Annotated in this window: 18 protein-coding genes, 1 tRNA gene and 1 pseudogene; 5 read left to right on the top strand and 15 right to left on the bottom strand. The window is 64.8% G+C overall.

Annotated elements, in window-relative coordinates:
• Positions 1 to 4 precede the first annotated feature (4 nt).
• The 12 genes and pseudogenes from LWF15_RS32945 to LWF15_RS32890 all read right to left on the bottom strand — a co-directional run bounded on the left by LWF15_RS32945 (position 5) and on the right by LWF15_RS32890 (position 10,462).
• Positions 5 to 679 carry an alpha/beta hydrolase gene (locus tag LWF15_RS32945; RefSeq protein WP_232814908.1) on the bottom strand — a complete coding sequence of 225 codons (675 nt, stop codon included), beginning with the start codon at positions 677 to 679 and terminating at the stop codon, positions 5 to 7.
• Between the two features lie 91 nt (positions 680 to 770).
• Positions 771 to 1,256, bottom strand: coding sequence for a hypothetical protein (locus tag LWF15_RS32940; RefSeq protein WP_232814907.1), 486 nt, complete (start codon positions 1,254 to 1,256; stop codon positions 771 to 773).
• Positions 1,253 to 2,008 (bottom strand): hypothetical protein, encoded by a 756-nt coding sequence (locus LWF15_RS32935; protein WP_232814906.1) that lies wholly within the window; start codon positions 2,006 to 2,008, stop codon positions 1,253 to 1,255. Before LWF15_RS32935 ends, LWF15_RS32940 begins: the two co-directional genes overlap by 4 nt.
• Positions 2,005 to 3,987, bottom strand: a complete 1,983-nt coding sequence (locus LWF15_RS32930) for a hypothetical protein (RefSeq protein ID WP_232814905.1) — start codon at positions 3,985 to 3,987, stop codon at positions 2,005 to 2,007. The genes LWF15_RS32935 and LWF15_RS32930 overlap by 4 nt, the downstream gene beginning before the upstream one ends.
• Complete coding sequence (locus LWF15_RS32925; protein WP_232814904.1) at positions 3,984 to 4,853, bottom strand: hypothetical protein; 870 nt, start codon at positions 4,851 to 4,853, stop codon at positions 3,984 to 3,986. Before LWF15_RS32925 ends, LWF15_RS32930 begins: the two co-directional genes overlap by 4 nt.
• A 101-nt stretch (positions 4,854 to 4,954) precedes the next feature.
• Positions 4,955 to 5,608 (bottom strand): Crp/Fnr family transcriptional regulator, encoded by a 654-nt coding sequence (locus tag LWF15_RS32920; RefSeq protein WP_285620097.1) that lies wholly within the window; start codon positions 5,606 to 5,608, stop codon positions 4,955 to 4,957.
• A gap of 427 nt (positions 5,609 to 6,035) precedes the next feature.
• Positions 6,036 to 6,451, bottom strand: a pseudogene (locus LWF15_RS32915) (integrase core domain-containing protein); the annotation flags it as partial.
• Between the two features lie 74 nt (positions 6,452 to 6,525).
• A complete protein-coding gene (locus tag LWF15_RS32910; RefSeq protein ID WP_232814902.1) occupies positions 6,526 to 6,714 on the bottom strand; it encodes a hypothetical protein in 189 nt (62 codons plus the stop codon).
• A 29-nt stretch (positions 6,715 to 6,743) separates the two neighbouring features.
• The gene (locus tag LWF15_RS32905) at positions 6,744 to 7,202 is read right to left on the bottom strand and encodes a hypothetical protein (RefSeq protein ID WP_232814901.1); all 459 of its coding nucleotides are present in this window, start codon (positions 7,200 to 7,202) and stop codon (positions 6,744 to 6,746) included.
• Positions 7,203 to 8,251: 1,049 nt separating this feature from the next.
• A complete protein-coding gene (locus tag LWF15_RS32900) occupies positions 8,252 to 8,641 on the bottom strand; it encodes a DUF6082 family protein (RefSeq protein ID WP_232814900.1) in 390 nt (129 codons plus the stop codon).
• A gap of 569 nt (positions 8,642 to 9,210) precedes the next feature.
• Entirely contained in the window at positions 9,211 to 9,534 is a 324-nt protein-coding gene (locus tag LWF15_RS32895) for a hypothetical protein (protein WP_232814899.1), read from the bottom strand.
• Positions 9,535 to 10,376: 842 nt separating this feature from the next.
• Positions 10,377 to 10,462, bottom strand: a tRNA-Leu gene (locus LWF15_RS32890).
• Between the two features lie 117 nt (positions 10,463 to 10,579).
• On the opposite strand from LWF15_RS32890, the gene LWF15_RS32885 reads away from it, so the two are divergent.
• Together LWF15_RS32885 and LWF15_RS32880 are read left to right on the top strand one after the other, a co-directional pair.
• A complete protein-coding gene (locus tag LWF15_RS32885) occupies positions 10,580 to 11,053 on the top strand; it encodes an NUDIX hydrolase (RefSeq protein ID WP_232814898.1) in 474 nt (157 codons plus the stop codon).
• A 69-nt stretch (positions 11,054 to 11,122) separates the two neighbouring features.
• A complete protein-coding gene (locus LWF15_RS32880; RefSeq protein WP_232814897.1) occupies positions 11,123 to 12,244 on the top strand; it encodes a calcium:proton antiporter in 1,122 nt (373 codons plus the stop codon).
• A 3-nt stretch (positions 12,245 to 12,247) separates the two neighbouring features.
• Here LWF15_RS32880 and LWF15_RS32875 read toward each other — a convergent pair whose 3' ends face one another.
• On the bottom strand, positions 12,248 to 13,501 hold the full coding sequence (locus tag LWF15_RS32875; RefSeq protein WP_232814896.1) for a lytic transglycosylase domain-containing protein: 1,254 nt from the start codon (positions 13,499 to 13,501) through the stop codon (positions 12,248 to 12,250).
• Positions 13,502 to 13,781: 280 nt separating this feature from the next.
• Between LWF15_RS32875 and LWF15_RS32870 the strand changes: the two genes are divergently transcribed.
• Both LWF15_RS32870 and LWF15_RS32865 read left to right on the top strand, forming a co-directional pair.
• Positions 13,782 to 14,588, top strand: coding sequence for a hypothetical protein (locus LWF15_RS32870; RefSeq protein ID WP_232814895.1), 807 nt, complete (start codon positions 13,782 to 13,784; stop codon positions 14,586 to 14,588).
• Positions 14,589 to 14,702: 114 nt separating this feature from the next.
• Entirely contained in the window at positions 14,703 to 15,218 is a 516-nt protein-coding gene (locus tag LWF15_RS32865) for a hypothetical protein (protein ID WP_232814894.1), read from the top strand.
• Positions 15,219 to 15,252: 34 nt separating this feature from the next.
• On the opposite strand, the gene LWF15_RS32860 is transcribed toward LWF15_RS32865, so the two are convergent.
• The gene (locus LWF15_RS32860; RefSeq protein ID WP_232814893.1) at positions 15,253 to 15,984 is read right to left on the bottom strand and encodes a sulfite exporter TauE/SafE family protein; all 732 of its coding nucleotides are present in this window, start codon (positions 15,982 to 15,984) and stop codon (positions 15,253 to 15,255) included.
• Between the two features lie 46 nt (positions 15,985 to 16,030).
• Complete coding sequence (locus LWF15_RS32855; RefSeq protein ID WP_232814892.1) at positions 16,031 to 16,972, bottom strand: glycoside hydrolase family protein; 942 nt, start codon at positions 16,970 to 16,972, stop codon at positions 16,031 to 16,033.
• A gap of 193 nt (positions 16,973 to 17,165) precedes the next feature.
• Here LWF15_RS32855 and LWF15_RS32850 point away from each other — a divergent pair.
• Positions 17,166 to 17,491: hypothetical protein (locus LWF15_RS32850; RefSeq protein WP_232814891.1), on the top strand; the 326-nt coding region annotated here is incomplete at its 3' end.

Genomic DNA, 17,491 nt, shown 5'->3' with positions numbered 1-17,491 from the left:
GGGCCTATCGAGGCGTGACGGGCAGGCGTGTCAGCCAGTCAGCGCACAGGCCCGTCCACGCGGACGCGTCGGTGTCGGCGGCGAGCGCCACCCCGTGGACGTCGCCGGGGAAGACGTGCAACTCGTGCGGAACGTGCGCTGCAGCGAGTGCTCCACCCAGGAGGTACGAGTGCCGCACGGGCACGACATCGTCCTCTGCTGTGTGCCACACGAACATTGGAGGGGAGTCCGGACGCACCAGCGTCTCCAGCGAAAGCGAGCGTGCCACAGCGTCATCGGGGGAGTCCACGTTGTCGCCGAGCAGCACGGCGCGCGAGCCGGTGTGCGGACCGTCGACCAGGCTCACGACCGGGTAGCCGAGAATCGCGAAGTCCGGACGCTCGTCCGGCTCGAGGCCGGGCGCGAGAGCGGACAATCCGGCAAGGTGTCCTCCGGCCGAGAACCCGATCACGCCGACCCGGCCGGCACCGCCCGCACGTTCTTCTGCAACCGCGCGCGAGACGAAGCGCAAGGGAGCGGGGTGTGCCGTGTTCAGCGGGTAGTTCACGATCCTCGCGAACCAGCCCTGTGCGCCGAGCCACTCGACGATCGGTTCCGCCTCATGCGGGGCATGGACGCGGTATCCGCCGCCCGGCAGCACGAGCACGACATCAGACTGAGGTCCGGTCACACCGTCCACCCTACTCACTTGACGAATCAACTTCTTGGCAAGGAGATAGACCCTGCGACCTGGTCGATAGACCTCGCACTTTCCACCAGGTCACAGGGAGTCAGAACCCCAGAAGGGCCAGCAGGAACCAGACAGCGCATGAGCCCACCGAAAGAGCCACCCAAAGGATCGCTTCCATGACGAACCGATTCTTGCGCCGGGCGATCACCGCCACGGCCTGTGCCACCTCCCACGCCTGCCTGCTGTGACTGTTGCTGGGCACTACCATCGTTGGCAGGTCATGGTGTATGGGTACTGAAAAGGGGTTCGCCGCCGGATACAGACCGACGCGTGGCCACATGGCCCGTACGATAGCGATCCCTCCGGCGATGAAGGCCACGAGGTATGCGATGGCGACTGCTGTCCGAAGGGTAGTGAAATCCGCCGTGAGCAATTCTGCTTGAGCCAATGTGAGCGCGGCTATGCCGAGCTGCACGGCCACGAGCATGTTGGCCTTTGCATCTGCCTGCTGCGTCAGCCCTTGAAATGAGGCAAGAGCGGCCAAGGCGGCAGGCAGTTCCAGTGACTCGTCCTGTGGTTCGGTCATGGTCGGCCTCCTTGCTCGGGGGCTGGGGGGAACCCGTGTTGCAGCTCGTCAGCCAGTTCAGGCTGCTCGAAGTTGCGGAAGACCGCGTCCAGCCGATCCACGACCAGGTAGGTGCGCTGCTCATCCGAGAGTTTCGACCAGAAGGACTCAATCATGCGGACCAGATTGAGCGCCTCCGACGGCCGGCTCGCGGGCGGCGACAGGGCTTGGGCTGCCCTTTCGAAGATCGTGTCGCCATCGATGAGCTGCTCGAGACGCTCTGGATCGCCCTTGAGCCACCACATGCGGATCCGGAGAGGATCGTGAAAAACATTCTTCTGCAGATTTTCCCACTGTCTGACCTGGATCTGCTGCTTCTCCTCCTCGAAGACCTGCGCGCGACGCAGCTCCTGGTGCCGAAGGGCGGCCTGCCGCACTTCCTCGTCCACCTGAAGCTGAACGGTGACTGCGCACGGTGCTGAGCTTCCGCAGCGGCTGGCGATGTTCACATGCAGGTCGTACTCCGCTTCCTCCCGGAAGACGACGGAATACTTTTCCGTCAGTGCGCCGGCGGCGACGCGGAGATGTCTGATGACCTCACTCCTGTCGACAGCTGGCGCATCGGAACGAAGCGCTGGCCAGTCGATGGTGACCTGAGCCCGGAAGGGAAGATCCGGTACGTCGCTGGGCAGCAGGAACGAGGCCGTCGTCTGCTGCGCCGGGACCCAGGGCTGGCTTTGGGTCAGGCGCGCCCACCACTCGAGCCAGGTCATGAGTGCTCTCCGCCGGAGCCGCCTGTGATCCCGGGCACGAACGCGAGCCCATCGTTGCGATGGATCAGCTTGATGATCTGCAGCTGGAGCTCTTCGTAGCCCGGGACCACGTTCCTGGTGTTGCCGGGCCAGTCCAGCACCATCTTGCTGACGACGGCCGCATCGCCGGTCGTTCGGCTGGCCCGGGCGAACGTGTTCACGATCAACTCCTGTGGAGCGCGGCCTTCGTTGGCCGCGTCCAGCCATCCCCAAGCCGTCTCCCGGGCTTTGGCCCGGGTCGTGGCGTCGAGCAGGACAGCACGCCATCCATTGCCCAAGACCTCGGTCGCGTCGATCGACGGTGAGACCCGGGCCACCATGAGGGGCGTCATGCTGTTCGGCTCCCACTCACGTGCCAGAGCGAGAAAGGCCTTACGTCCGCAACGGGCGCGCAAGGACTCAGCCGCTCCGGTCCACTCGATGACCTCGCGTTCCAGCGCGAACTTCATGACTCCGTGTGAGGCCATGTGGTGGACCTTGGTGACGACTTCCTGCCGGACGAGGTCGTCGTCGCGGTTGGCCAGGTGCCGCAGCCGGGTCAGGGCTACTTCCGGGTAGCTCAATGCCATGTCCCCGGAGCAGACCTCGGCGACCAGGAAGTGAATCCGGTTGTCGATGTTCGACAGTTTGGACCAGTCGTAGAGCCGTTTCCGGGTGGCCCGCCCAATCGAGGAACTGGTCGCCGCCTCGGAAACGAGGCGAGCGGCCGACGCCATCCGGTCGGTCCGGACCCACTCCTGGGCGAGATCCAGGACGGGGCTGGCATCGCACTGCCGGTCAGCCAGGTTCAGAAGTGTCTGCCCAGCTCGTTCGATGTCTTCGCCGGTGAAGGTCTTGGCCTGGATGCCTTTCAGCCAACGAGCGATGACCTTCTGCAGGTCCGGCCGGTCGGTCCAGGTGCGATCAAGAAGCGAACGCCCGTAGCCGACGCGATTGAACGTGACCCTCTGGTCGTCCACGCGCGCATGGACCCGCTGGAGGCGTTGGTCGATTCCGGGCCCGGCCAGGGCGGCTCCCCGCGGGGATTCCAGCCCCGCGACGTCCATGAGCTGAGAGGCGGCCTCGAAAACAGCTGCGGGGGATGAGCCCTCCAAGGCTGCGATCGCAAGCACGGTTGCCCGGTCGCGGGCTTCGTTCTCCCTATCCTCGATTTCCTGTTCCCAGGCCTTGAGCTCGTCGAGCCAGTTCGCGTGCGCTCCCAGCACTTCGGACAGTGGGTCTTCATGCTGGGAAGCGAGAACGGCAACCACCAAGGAGGCGAGCCGACAGGCGTCCTCGAGTGTCGCCCCTCGAAGCCGGTCCTGAATCTCAGAGAATCGCAACCAGTGATTGGCTGTATCGATATCGTAGGATTTCTCGATGATCTTCCCGAATACGTCCCGGGCATTGGCCGGCTGGATCAGCACGGAGAGGTCCTGGAGCTCCCGATCGAGATCCCGCAGGTTCGCAGGCGTTGCGATGATGACGAGGGAGGATCCGGCTTCGACGACCTGCTGAAGATACTTGTTCACCAAGCCGGGCATGCGGATCTCGCGCACCGCAGGGAGCGTCAGGATGTACCCGCAGCCGGCATCCGCCGAGAAATGGCGGTCCAGATCGTTGTCCTCTGCGACCAGCAACTCCTTGACCGGCAGGCCCTGACTGGCAAGAAGATTGATAGCAGTGGTGCGCCGTCCACTGCCGGAATCGGCGGTAAGTGCGACAACCTGGCGGTCACGCAGTCGCGCCCAGGCTTCGTCCCAGCCTGGGGGCTGGACGAACATGTCCTGCAAGCGCTTCAGGGCGTCCTTGTTCAAGGAGGACATCCGGGTCAGAGAACCGTAGTACCGGTCACCGATCTGGTGCACTTGATTCGCCGTGACGGCCAGACGAACGTCGCCATAGATGGCAGTGGCCGGCTCAGAGGTTTCAGCCGCGAAGTTGCCGTCGTCGAGATTCATCGCTTTCCCTCACCATTGTTTCGGGAGTGATCGTTGGTCCAAAAATCATTGGCGTTGAGGGCCTGATTGATGGGAGCGTTGAAGTTCTGCCCCACGATGTTCTGTCCCACGTTGCCTGCCACGTTCGTGGTAGGTGCCCCGAATCGATGGCCCGCAGTTGAAGGCGGATTCGCTTCGTCCTCCGGGTTGGATGTTGTACCTCGCCCAATCGACGAAACACCCGGCACATACAGCCACGCCGGATGCGCAAAGTCCTTCTCCGGCAATGCCGCCACGACCGGAGTGAACTGATCCTCGTGCACGCCGGAGTACCCGCCCACGACGACGTCGTCAAAGACCCTCTGCGAAAGCAGAGCAGCCAGGAATGTGACGTTCGGGTTGCTGTCGCGAAGGGCGTCCCGCGTCGGTGACGCGTTGAGGTATCGGAAGACCTCGTTCATTGGCGTTGATGCCGGATCGGGCACATCGGGGCCGACTCCGGGCACGGGCCCCAGATGCATGCTGACTCTCAGTCGGAGCCGCATGTCCCGGCTGTGGCGACGAACTTCTTCGTCCATGTCGGTCAGGGCCAAGTGCAGCAGGTTGAGCCACGGATCGATGAGGAACGGGAGGACCTCCAGGTCGGCCATGAAAACCATTCCGTCCCCAGTGGACTCGCGAAATCGCAACCGGTTCCAAATGTTCCCGACCGAGGGGTGGGAGAGCGTCTGCTCCACCACGCGTCCCAGTGCCGATTTCAGAAAAGGGAGCCGCACGCTCGGATTGCCGCTGTAACGCTCGGCATCTACGGCGAATAGGGCTCGATATGGCGGGAGGGAAACCGCTTTTGAACGGCTTTGTGGCATTTCCATCGTCTGGGGCTCCATGAGGTCGGGCGAGAACTTCCGCTCACGACGATGGAGGAATATTGCGGGGCCATCTGTCCAGAAGTGGACACATGGCCCCGTGCGTGTGCGGCGTCACATCCTTACGTCGCGGGGCGAGTCTCTTCGGCCAGGGCCCTGAGCTTCGCCAGGTCGTGAAGAACGACGCGCTGTCGGCTTGTACTCACGAGGCCGCAGCGACGCAAGGCAGCCAGCTCAGCGGTGAAAGCCGATCGCGAAAGGCCGGCGGCCCGGGCCATGTCTTCCTGACCAAGGCCCAGTGTCACGGTCGAAGACAGCTCCGGAGCCACAGAGTGGGCAAGCCGTAGCAAGACATTGACGACGCGTTGCATCGCAGAGGGGCCGACGAGCTCGGCCCGGATGTCCTCGCCCTCCCTCAGGCGCTGCAGAACGTGACGGAACAGCACATCAGAAGCGTCGAGCTCATGGACCGCTCGGCGGAACTGGGCGGCGGACAGGACGTAGGCGATGCACGGGGCAATGGCCTCGACGGTGGCGGACCGGTGGGAGTCGTCCCAGGCGGACATCTCGCCGAGGGCCTCTCCAGGGCCCCGTACGGCCAGCAGCAGTTGCCGGCCGTCCGGCTCGACGCGGCTCACCTTGACGAGCCCGGAGGTGAGGAGAAGTACGTGCGTGCCCCGTTCCCCCTGTCTCATCAGCACCTGGCCTTGCGAGTATCTGGAGGCCCGTCCCTTCCTGAGCAGGCTCTGCCAAACACCAGTCGGTAGAAGATTCACGATTCCCAAACGACGCCTCCCTTGATTGACCTCCCTGCAAGGGAATCGTCGATACGGATGGGTAAGTCGTTTGCGAACTGCACTCACGCTGCACGCGGGCCCAGAGACTGGACGGGTTATCGAGATTAGGGACGTCGGAGTCCCCCTCCGAATCGGAGGTCACCTTGGGCCTGAGGCTCTGGTCACGGTGGCGAACCGCAGCAGTTCGACCAGGCACCCAAGATTCTTGATCGGAGCGGGATCTACCGTCGGAAGGACGACAAGAGTCCTAAGCAAGGGGCAGCCCGTCCGGAGATAGGAAAGAGGCGCACAGTCCAGGCGTCACCGGCTGATTCGGCCCGAGCCGACGATCCAGGCCTCGCTCCGGGCGTGCTGCCGAGGGGCTTGGAAGCGGAAGCCCAACGACAGCGGTCGGTGTTCCGGTCATGACGTTGGTGACGCCGGTGTGGAAGCGACTGGCTGGGGGTTGGTTCCGGCAGCGATGAGGGCTCGATGGTAGTTGTAGTGGGTCAGCCAGATGCCAACCGCCTGCGCCCGATGGGTTTCTGAGGTCCAGACACAGGCGTTAAGGAATTCCCCGGCAAGGATTCGGTGGTAGCGCTCGACCCCGCCGTTGTGGCGGGGCGTGAACGGCCGGATTCGCTGATGGGTGCTCACGCCGAGGTTGTTCATGGCTCTTAGGAATGCGCCGGATCGGTGGCAGGAGCCGTTGCCGGTGACGACTCGGGTGATCCGCTGGATGCCGTGCGCAGCGAAGAAGGCACGGGCTCGCGCCATGAAAGCGATCGCCGTGGTGGCTTTCTCATCGGGCAGGTGCTCGGTGTAGGCCAGGCGGGAGAACCCTGCAAATTGTGGTCCGCTCGTCCGCGCGGATCAGCGGACCAGGCGAGAGGGCTTGAGGGTCTGGATGCCCGAGATCAAGGCTTCTTGATCTCGGGCATCCAGTCAGCCACGAACATTTCGCGGTCTACCGTCCGGTCATAGGGCTCGTCATGCTGCTGAGCTTCGTAAGCTACGAAGAGGGCATCCTCGCGCTCTTCGTATTCCCTACTGGTCAACAATTCGCCTCGGCTGGAGCGACACCAGGTATTTCCCTGACCATCCATGAAAGTAATATACAGCAGCGGCATTCGGTCTAGTTCCGTAAAGAGAACGCGCTGGCGAAACGACCAGCTCCAGACTCGGTGGTTGATGGTGCTACGCCACCGATGCGAGCCAGGGCATTGCGGGCGCCGGTCCCGTGTCGTTCTTCAACGATCACTCCGTATATAGGAGCGGGCGAGGCGTTGGATATATGAACTCGGACGGCGGCGAAGATTTCCCCGTACTCCGATGCAGGGTCTACATCCGTGAAGTCGTGGTCCGCCCAGACGCCGATCATTTCGGCCTGGGACCGTCGCCGCTGTTCTCGCGCCTCCCGCTCTAGTTCCTGCTGGTGGGCGAGCTGCTGCTGTTGGAGCGTCAGAGTCTGCTGTTGGGCTCGGTTGGTTTGCACCGTCGCCTTCGCTGCCCAGCCAGCCACGATGAGTGCGGCCAGTGCCACGACCGCTGTGCTCGCGTCGGCGACCGCAGAGACGGCATCTGGGGAGGGCATGGGGTGATCGTCCTTCGCGTCCGAGGGTTGGGTGCGCATAGAACGCCGCTGGCGCCCACGGCGTTGCACTGAACTACACCCAACTCCACAGATATGGCAGAGCAAAAGGAGGCTTGAGGCTCGAGCGGCTATGTACGGCATGCCCTGAGTCCCTCTTGAGCCAGGCCAGAGACTTCTGAGCCGACAGGGCAATGCCCGAGTGGCCAACTCAGCTCAGTCGACTGCTGCCGTATGAGCCCACGATCAACAGCCGGGTCGAGCAGCTGGATGAGTGAATGACCCAACAGCCAGTCGAGTCGGAGCAGAGAGAGTTCCGGTTCAAGAATCGGCGAGGGCCGCACGCTGGGCTGCGCCGGGCACGGGCGGCCGCGATGCTGACGCTGTTCGCGCGCGGGGTATTGTGCAACTGATGATCGTGATGTGGATGCCCCGCCGGGAACGGTCCCGCCCCCGGCTGTTCCATCCCGGTGTTCTTCTACCTGGGCTTCGAGCTTGCTGCTGGGTGACGACTTCACCCTTAGCCAGAAATGATCCGATGACAGTCACTGCCACGTTCAGAGTTCCCAGCTTCGGCGCTACACCCGCCCAGCACCCAATCCCACAAGCACCTACGGCAACAACCACGTTCGCTGCTGCGTTGACTGTCAGGTCGTAGCGCCCGTTTTCCCCATTCCAGACACCCGGCCAATAACTCCGTGACCAGTCAGTAGCAAGGCCACTCACCGCCGCAGCGCGCGCGGCTTCGGTCGCGGCTTCCGCGACCTCGGCGCACGTTGCCGGGCAAGGTTTGAACCATCCTGGGTTGATGTCGCCAAGAGCCGGATGGCAGCTTGTGTGACCCGTCAGGCACATTCGTGCTATGCCTGTACTTTTCGGGATCCTCCGCTACCGCAAGCATGCCTCGATCGAGTGCTCCCACGAACTCAGCCTCAGTATGCTTCTCCCAAAGGCCCTGCGCGTCTGCCACCAATAGGCCGCGACCGGAGACCGGAAGTTGTATGCGGCCACGTCCTCCAGTTCTCGCTCCCCAATTAGTTCGAACCGCCAGTTCATAAGCAGAAGCTAAAGTACTGGTTGATGTGAATCGTGCACCGCGCCAAGTCCACATTCTCAAAGGCAGCTCGTCCGGTGCGGAGCAAACGGACGTCGTCCATTTCCGCCTTCGCGATCTCCCAAAGAATCTGCCGCTGAGCAAGATACACCGAAATTTCAGGCTGCCGGGCCTGATGCCGCAGCGTCCGCACCGGGCCAAGTAGTGCAACTCCGTTCAGCAGCACCGTTGCAAAACCGTACGCCTGCCCAATTGCGCTCAGTTGATTCCAGTTCGTATCCCACTGGGCGAAAGCGAGCAGTAGGGCCGGCGAGGCCACAGCGGCCACGAGCAGCAGCCCGATCAGCCGCACCATCCCAGACCGCTGCGGCCGCACACGACGCTTCATCCGTGCCACCCCCGTGGTCAAGACGCCCGCCGCCTCCGAAGCATCCTGCCGCAGAACTCAACCGGCCATAGCGCACTGATGGTCCAGCAGGACCGATCGCTATCGCGGCCCCCAGCTGCGGGTTAGCCCCCTGAATGCTCGAACCCACAAATGGGGCACGCATGCAGTTCTCCGGAAGCCGTGTCGAGCGGGCGCTTGTGCCCCTTCCTTCCAACCACGGTGTCTTCGTTGTCGTCGCCCTTGGGCGCTCCCTCATCGTCAGCCATGCGTTGAAGCTAGCCCCGCCGAACGAAAGAATTTGGCCCGGTTCAGCAAGAGGGCATTGACCATCCCGGCCTGCACGGCCACCGCTCCGGAATCGCGGACCGCACGCACGAGATCAAGACCGCCTGGGCCAAGAACGACCCGAAGGCTTCGCTAACCACACCCAGCAGAAGCACAAGAAGTTTCAGGGCGTCTCCGCCAGCTATCCATTGGCGCTCAAAGACGGCAAGGCTGTCGGCTGGGAACTCTCCGGTCAGCAGTTGGGCCCCAGGAATACCTCCGTCAGCCAACTGACCAAGGTCGTCTTACTCTTGTCGATGGGTGCAGAACCGGAGCAACGCAGTCCAGCGCTCGATCCACTCATCCGGATCACAACTCAATCCCCATAGCGCATTCCAGTTCAGTTCGTCACCGACCAGGCGCGCAAACACCACCCGCGCAGCCCATTTCATCGGCTCGGGGGTGTCATCCGCCATGGCGAACTCATCGGGTTTGCTTTCATCCGCACAAAGATCGATCCAGGTCAGCACTACCATGTCCATAATCTGTGGGTTGAAGTCCCGAACGAGCTGCTCAACCAGATGACGAGGTTGAGCCCGTCCCTGCGCAGCCATGTACAACGCAGCCACGGCCGGGACATGCCAAGGTGGCGCTGAAGCAGGACGGGGCGGCAAGGCCATAGCGCTCCTTCGAGTCAAGATCACGTTCCTGCAGCATCCAGGTGCAGCACCACGGAAACCATCGGCTAGCCGGTCGAGTTGTGACCCATTGCCAACCAATGCGAATCACCTGCACCATCTGCCCGCACGGCCACACTGCCAGCTCCGACAGGGAGGGCAGCACGATGCGATCATCGTCCACAACGCTCTGATGCTCGGGATCCCCACGAGGCTGCCCTGTGGCACGGGAGGCGGCAGTAGCGGATGGAAGCCAGCGCAACGATCACCTGCAGGCGCGTTTGCGGGCGGGAAGGCACCGTTCAGGCGACGACGCCGAGGTCGTGTTACGCGCATAGCCTCCCGAACTCACCCTCAGGGTGCTACTGCGCATCCCTTCTCGGTGCAGACGAGGCGCAGCACATTCGCATGCGTCGTGGTCGAGGGCCCTTGCGAAAGGCGTCGCGAGACCCTCCGGAAGAAGCTGCAGGCGTGTGAGACCAAGATTGCCCGGTACCGCGAGGCCTTAGAGGCCGGGGCCGACCCTGCGCTGATGGCGACATGGACAAGTGAGGTTGTTGCTGAGCGTGCCCGGATGGCCGTCGCACTGCAGGAGCTTCAACCGGCCAACGAACTGAGTAAGAAAGAGTTGCTGCAGGTCGTTGAGGAGTTGGGTTCGCTGTCGCGGGCATTGAAAAAGGCCGAGCCGCGAGATCGTGCTGATCTCTATCTGCAGCTCGGCCTTCATCTCTGCTACGAGCAGGAGAACCGCCTGGTCAGGGCCTCGATACTCCCTGACTCATGTCCCACTTACGTGTCCGAGGGGGGACTTGAACCCCCATGCCCGATAAAGGGCACTAGCACCTCAAGCTAGCGCGTCTGCCTATTCCGCCACCCGGACTTTGTTCTCTGGGGTGTTCCCTTCGAACGTGTAGAAGATTAGCATGAACGAGAGGTGGCTGTTGCACGCCCTGACACGGCCCCGCCGAGCCGGGGCGAAGCGGTCATTGGGGGATGAGTGGGCCGCATCGATCACTACGACGACCCGGCCGCGCCCAGGCCCAACAGCCTCGTCCCGTCGGCAAACGTGCTGGTCACAAACGATCAAGGCCAGGTTCTGCTGATCCGCCGGTCCGACAACGGCAACTGGGCGCTGCCCGGCGGCGGCATGGATCTGGGCGAGAGCATCGTCGCCTGCGGCGTGCGGGAAACGCTGGAAGAGACGGGCGTCACGTGCCAGGTCACGGGCCTGCTGGGGATCTTCACCGACCCGAAGCACCTGATCGAGTACACGAGCAACGGTGAGGTCAGGCAGGAGTTCTCCGTCGTCTTCACTGCCGCGTACATCAGTGGCCGGCCCACGCCCTCCAGCGAGTCCAGCCAGGTCAGGTGGGTAGACCCGGATCAGCTCGCCGACCTCAGGATGGACCGGTCGATGCGGATGCGGGTCGACCTCTGGCTCCAGGGCGCCGACATGCCCCACCTGGGCTGAGCCCGCCGGCCACAGCCGGCACATAAGTCCCAGCACGCGGGAAGTGGTCGCTCTGGGTAAGTTAGAGCCATGGGTTCCCTTACTATCCGTGAACGCTTGCAGTGGCCGCTGCTGACTCCCGTGGTGGCCGCCGTGATCCTGGCCATCACCTGGTTCTGGCATGACAACTGGTTAGCCCTGGTCATCGTGACCCTGGCTCTGATCGGGTCGATCGTGGCCGCTGTGCACCATGCGGAGGTGGTGGCCCACAAGGTGGGGGAGCCGTTCGGGTCACTGATCCTTGCGGTGGCCGTCACGATCATCGAGGTCGCGCTGATCGTGCTGCTGATGAGCGACGGCGGGAAGGGCGCGAGCACGTACGCCCGCGACACGGTGTTCGCGGCGGTGATGATCACGTTCAACGGCATCGTGGGGCTGTCGCTGCTGGTGGGGGCGCGCAAGCATCACATCGTCAGTTTCAACGCCTCGGGCACCAGTTCGGCCGTGACCACGGTGATCACGCTGGCCGGTGTGGCGCTGGTGCTGCCCAGTTTCACCACCTCGGCCGCGGGCCGGGAGTACTCCACGTCTCAGCTGGCTTTTGCGGCGGTCGCTTCGCTGGCCCTGTACGGGGCGTTCGTGTTCACCCAGACCATCCGCCACCGGGACTTCTTCCTGCCGGTCTCCAGTGACGAGATGGGGCAGGTCACAGGGTTGCTCGACCTGGACGAGGACGGGCACGCCGACCCGCCGCCGGCCTCGGTGGCCTGGACCAGCCTGGGCCTGCTGGTGATCTCCCTGGTCGCCGTGGTCGGGCTGGCCAAGCTGCTCTCGCCCACGATCGAGGACGTGGTGGCCGACCTGGGTCTGCCCTACGCCGTGGTCGGTGTGGTGATCGCGCTGTTCGTGCTGGCGCCCGAGTCGATCGCGGCCACCCGCAATGCTGCCCGCGACCGGGTTCAGCTGAGCCTGAACCTGGCCTACGGCTCAGCCATGGCCTCGATCGGCCTGACCATCCCGGCCGTCGCGCTGGCCATGATCTGGATCAGCGGCCCGCTCGAGCTCGGCCTGGAACCGACCCAGATGATCCTGTTCGCCCTGACCATCGTGGTCACGGCGTTCACGGTGGTGCAGGGCCGGGCCTACACGCTGCAGGGCTTCGTGCACCTGGTACTGCTGGGCGCCTGGCTGTTCCTCACCGTGCAGCCTTAGGCCTCAGTACCAGCCGTGTGACTCGCTGTGGCTCCAGGCGCCGCAGGGGCTTCCGTAGCGGTCGGCGATGTAGTCGAGCCCCCAGCGGATCTGGGTGACCGGGTTCGTCTTCCAGTCCGAGCCGGCCGAGCTCATCTTGGTGGCGGGCAGGGCCTGCGGGATGCCGTAGGCCCCGGACGAGGGGTTCTTGGCCCGGTAGTTCCAGTTGCTCTCCCGGTTCCACAGCGAGTCCAGGCAGGTGTACTGCCTCGACGACCAGCCGCGATCGCCCAGCAGCACCTTGGCTGCGGCCCGCGGGTTCTTGCGAGCGTTGGCCAGTGCCTTCTTCCGGCTGGAGGTGCTGGCCTTCTTCTTCTCAGCTTTCGGTTTCTCGGCCTTGGGCTTCTCAGCCTTCGGCGAGGACCTGACGGTGGGCTTGGCGGGGGGCTTGGCGGCGGGTTTGGCCTTCTTCGGCGCAGGTTTCGCGGCGGCCCTCGTCGGCGCGGTGGTCTCAGCCGGGCGTTCCGCGGCCTGAGCCTTCTTGCGGGCCTCGGCAGCCTCAGCGGCTTCGGCCCGGGCGGCCGCCTTGGCCTTGGCCTGCGCCTTCAGGTGCCGGATCTGCGCGGCCTTGGCCTTGTGAGCCTGGTCCAGGGCAGCTTCGGCCTTGGCCGGTGAGGCCTCTTTCACGCTCTCCAGAGCGACCGCCGTGGTCTTGCGGCGTTCGGCTTCCGCCGTCTGAACCTGGCGCAACGCGGCGGCGCGACGCTCGGCCTCAGCCGTATCCCGCAGGTCCTCCAGCGAGAACGTGGCGGTGGTGGGCCCGTTGTCGGTGTCGGTGGGACCGGCGAACTGAGCCACCGCAGCCCCTTCCGCACCCACCACGAGAGCCATGACCAGCAGGCGGGTGGCCGTTCCCGAGAAGTGCCCGGCCCGCTGCGCGTCGACGCACTCAGCAGGAGCCGTTTGAGGACGGGTGAGGTCGAGTCCCCATTCCGGCGTCGGGTCGGCGAGGGCGGGCGTAGAGCGGAAGGCACCCCCGCGAGGGGCGGCCAGCGGAATTTGAGGACGCTCGTGGGCGGCGATCGCAGGGGAGCGGCGGCTGTCGGCGGGGAGACTGTGCGAACGGCGGCGCGCGCTGGCCCGGGCCTCGGCCCTGCGCAGATCTGCCCGCCGGGGGTAGACCTTCGACCCGTCGTGACCGATCACCGGTATGCCCCCGGTGTCGAGCCAGTGGTTCACAAGATCCGCTTCGGTCTCTGATCCCACCGTTGTCGTCACGACTTCCACCGTGACGAATTGGGACAAGAAGCACAACGGGGTTGGAAAGAGTTGAGGGAGGTTTGATATTGCCTACACGTCCGGAGCGTCGGTCGACCGTGCTCAGGACGGACCAGAAGGCTGCACGAGTATCGAACAAACTCGTCTGTCGTGGCATCTCACTGGGGGACAGCGCCTGACAGCCAGATGAGGGACTACTGACTGAGGCATGTGGGCCTTCGAGCATGATGACGAACTGGTGCAAGACGGGATGCGGACAGAAGTGGATGAGCAACGGTTCATGGTCATGAAAACCGGCGGAGGACGCTCCTGGTTCGGCCCGTTGGCCCGGGGGGCGGCCATGGCGGTCGCGGGGGTCATTGCCCTGGCGGGATGCGCGAACGAGACCTACGCGGCCGACGCGGTTGCCGTCGAGGGCACGGCCGGCCCGGCCGGCCTCGGAACGTCAGCCGGTGCCGGGCCTGGCTGCCCGGCCGGTGGTGCAGCCGTACCGAAGGACTCCAACCGCGTCGCCACGGACGACCTGGACGATGACGGGGAGGCCGACGAGCTGTGGCTGGCCCATGATCAGGGCCTGCGGCTGCTGGGGGTGAGTACGGCCAGCGGGGCCAGTTTCTCCATGGTCCTGAATCAGTGGGACGCAGGCGCGCTGGAGCAGCGGGTCGGTGACCGGGTGAACGCCCTGGCCGGGCGCCTGGGAGACGGATCGGCCGTGATCCTGCTCGATCTGGGCCGGTCGGCGGCCCTGTACAGCGTGGTCAACTGCTACATCGTGGCCACGACGAATGCCGAGGGGCATCCGTACCTGTTCGATCTGGGCTACGACATGACCGGTGACGGGGTGGGCTGCCTCGGCGACGGCTCCGAACGGATCCTGGTCGGGTACCGGGCCGAGTACGACCCGGACCAGCAGACGTACAAGGTGTCCCGCCGGGCGGTCGAGCTCGACAAGGACGGCAAGCGGGCCACGAATGGCCCGGACGTGCTGATCGGCAAGGACCTTGCGGAGCGGGCGGACGAGGTACGTCGCGCTCAGTCGATCGCCTGCGGGGAGAACAGCAAGGTCGCTGAACCCCCGTTCCGGTGACCGCCGGTCCGGACCCGACCCCGATGACCGGGGCAGAACGCCCATCTGGTGCACTGACGGTCTCCACGTGATCAAGAAGTGGAGATTCACCAGGAAACGGAGACCTCGCACCACATGAACAGGCTCGGCCACCAGGCCGCCGCACAGGCGACCTGGCTCAGCATCTGCTCCTATGAACAACTCTACGGCGACTGGCATCTGGGCTGGCAGCACGTGGTGGCCGGCGCGGTCGTCGCCTCGAGCATGTGCGCCGACGACTGGTCGCCCGACGCCGACCAGGGCGGGGTGATGGCCAAGATCATCCCCGGCGGTCACCGCGGGCCCACGCACATGCCGGAGCTGGTCTTCGCCGTCCTGTACGGGCTGAGTCTGGTGCTGACCCCCGACCTCGACTGGTTCCTGATGGCCGCGGCGGCAGCCTGGGGCTCACACCTGGCCGCCGACTTCCTGTTCGGCGGCATCCCGTTCGCCCTGGCCACGCTGACCGGCAACAGCCGACGCATCGGGGCCGGGTTCAAGACCGGTGGCAAGTTCGAGAAAGTGCTCACCGGCACGCTGACGGCGCTCAGCCTGCCACTGGCCTACATCGCCGTCGGCGGGAACATCCCGTTCCAGTACCCAGGGGCCTGACTCGTCTGAGCCCGGCCTCCAGGAAAGGCCGGGCTCAGAGCAGGATCAGGGTGAGAGCGCTCACCGCGGTGGCGCCCAGCACCACCCTCTCGAACACGCTCTGACGCAGCCGGTTCACCACTTTGACGCCCACCAACGCACCGAGCAGAACAGCGGGGGCCAGCACCAGCGTCCGTAAAAGCATTGGCCCGTCGAACAGACCCAGCCCAGCGGTGAAGGGCACCTTGCACAGGTTCACCCCGGCGAAGAACCAGGCCGACGTGCCGAGGAACCGTTGCTTGTCCAGCCCCCGGGCCAGTAGGTACAGCGTCATCACGGGGCCGGCGGCGTTGGCCATCATCGTGCAGGCGCCCGCCCCTAGCCCCGTCACCGTCGCCGCACCCCGGGGAGGCTGCGGCGTGCGGGGGAGAAGCTGCAGCGCGGCCATCAGCAGAAGAATGCCCCCGATGAGACGCCGCAGCAGGGAGTCGGGCAGAGCCGCCAGGAGCACCGCGCCGATCAGCAACCCCGGAATCACCGCGGGCACGACCTGACGGATCAGAGCCCAGTCGGCGTGCCGTCCGTAACGGAACACCGCGCAGGCGTCAGCAATGATCAGCAGCAGGAGCACCGCCGCAGTCGACTCGGCCGCCGGCATCACCAGCGCGGCCAGCACAACGGTGAACAGGCCGATCCCGCCCACGGCGGTCTTGGCGAAGCCTGCGCAGAAGGCCGCGGTGACCAGGACGAGCCAGGTCACCGCGGCCGGCGCGGTCTCAAGGATCACGAGTGGAGCCGTTCTTCAGCGGGAGCAGTTGCCCCTGAAGTAAAGCTCAGCGAGCGGCGCGGTACGCCTTACCGGGCGCCGTGATCGCCCCACCCGGGCGGTACAGGCCGGTCTCGTCCTGCCCGTTCGTGGAGGTCGGGAACGCGAACCAGGCGTACTGCTCCACGTACTTGAGCTTGTTCAGCATGGCCGTGGACTTCTTGACGAAGCTGGCCTGGTTGGCCGGCGCCGGGAAACGGTCGCCGGTGCCGAACTTCATCAGCGCGTACTCGGTGATCCAGATCGGCTTCTTCGGGTACTTCTTGTGCACCGCCGTCACGTACTGCTTCAGCTGCTTGGTCGCCTGGGCGCTGCGGAAGTCCGAGCCGTACCAGTGCAGCGTGATGAAGTCGACCCGCAGACCGCGCTGCTTGGCGCCCTTCATGAACCGGTCCAGCCACTGCCCGTCCTGGTCGGCGCCCCAGGCCACGGCCGGGCTGCCCAGCCGCATCCCGGTCTTCTGCAGTTGCGGCCACAGGTCCAGGGCCTGCTCCACGCTCATGTTCGACTGCTCGCCCAGGTCCGGCTCGTTGAACCCGAGCAGCGTGTTGCCGTTCTTCTTGGCCTTGGCCAGGTTCGACTTGGTCACCGAGTCCGCGCCCCAGATCATCGGCACGAAGTCCACGCCCTTGGGCGCCTTCACCCCGGCCGGCACCGGCGACCAGTTGTAGTACCAGGACACCTTCGAGTTCTTCAGGCTCTTGGTGATGCCGTCCTGCTTCCACAGCGCCGCGCCCTTCTTGGGCCCGTCGATCAGGTCCTTCTTCTTGGCGGCCTGGGAGGCAACCGAAACACCTGAGGACGTTGGTGAGCCTTCGGCGGCGACGCTCGACTTCGCGGGGGTGTCGGCGGAGGAGCGGTTCACTGCGGTGGCCGCAGTCGCGGAAGCGGTCAGGGTGACGGCCGCGGCGGCCAGGAGAGCGGTGGTGCGTTTTGTCAGGGACGGCATGGTGGCTGAGCGTAGAGCCTGGTCGGAGCGCGGTGGCTAGTGCGAAAGTCCCAGTGTTTGCTGTGGCATACGGCCTGAGCTGCGACGACGAATGTCCGGGCGGGTTCCGGCGGTCTGGATCTTCACATGGACTTAGATCTGACTTGACTGGTGGCGGGTGAACGCCATCGCGTGAAGAGGGGGGAGCGCGGGTTTGAGCAGTTACATCCCTGACGAGTTGCTGTCGCGGCTCGTGGGTTATCGGCTGTACTCGGTCGAGTTCGTATTGAACGACTATGTGCAACTGCGTTTCGATGGCGGGGACAGTTCTGATTCGCCGTGCCTCAACTGCTATGTCTGGCCCGTGCTGGAGCGGGCGGGCACCGTTTGGCGGGAGCCGGATCTTGGTTATGCGGACGTACTGCGCCGGATGACGCCGGCTTGGGTTGTCTCGGCCCAGGAGGCGAGAGGGCGCGGTCTCAGAGTTGAGCTGGAATCAGGGGTCATCGTCCTCAATCCCACTCTGGACGAAGTCTTTGA

Origin of the sequence: Kineosporia rhizophila (genome assembly GCF_021277265.1) — a bacterium.
In the GTDB taxonomy this organism is placed as follows: Bacteria; Actinomycetota; Actinomycetes; order Actinomycetales; family Kineosporiaceae; genus Kineosporia; species Kineosporia rhizophila.
The sequence above is the reverse complement of the archived record's forward strand: the minus strand, read 5'-3'. Positions and strand labels throughout refer to the sequence as shown.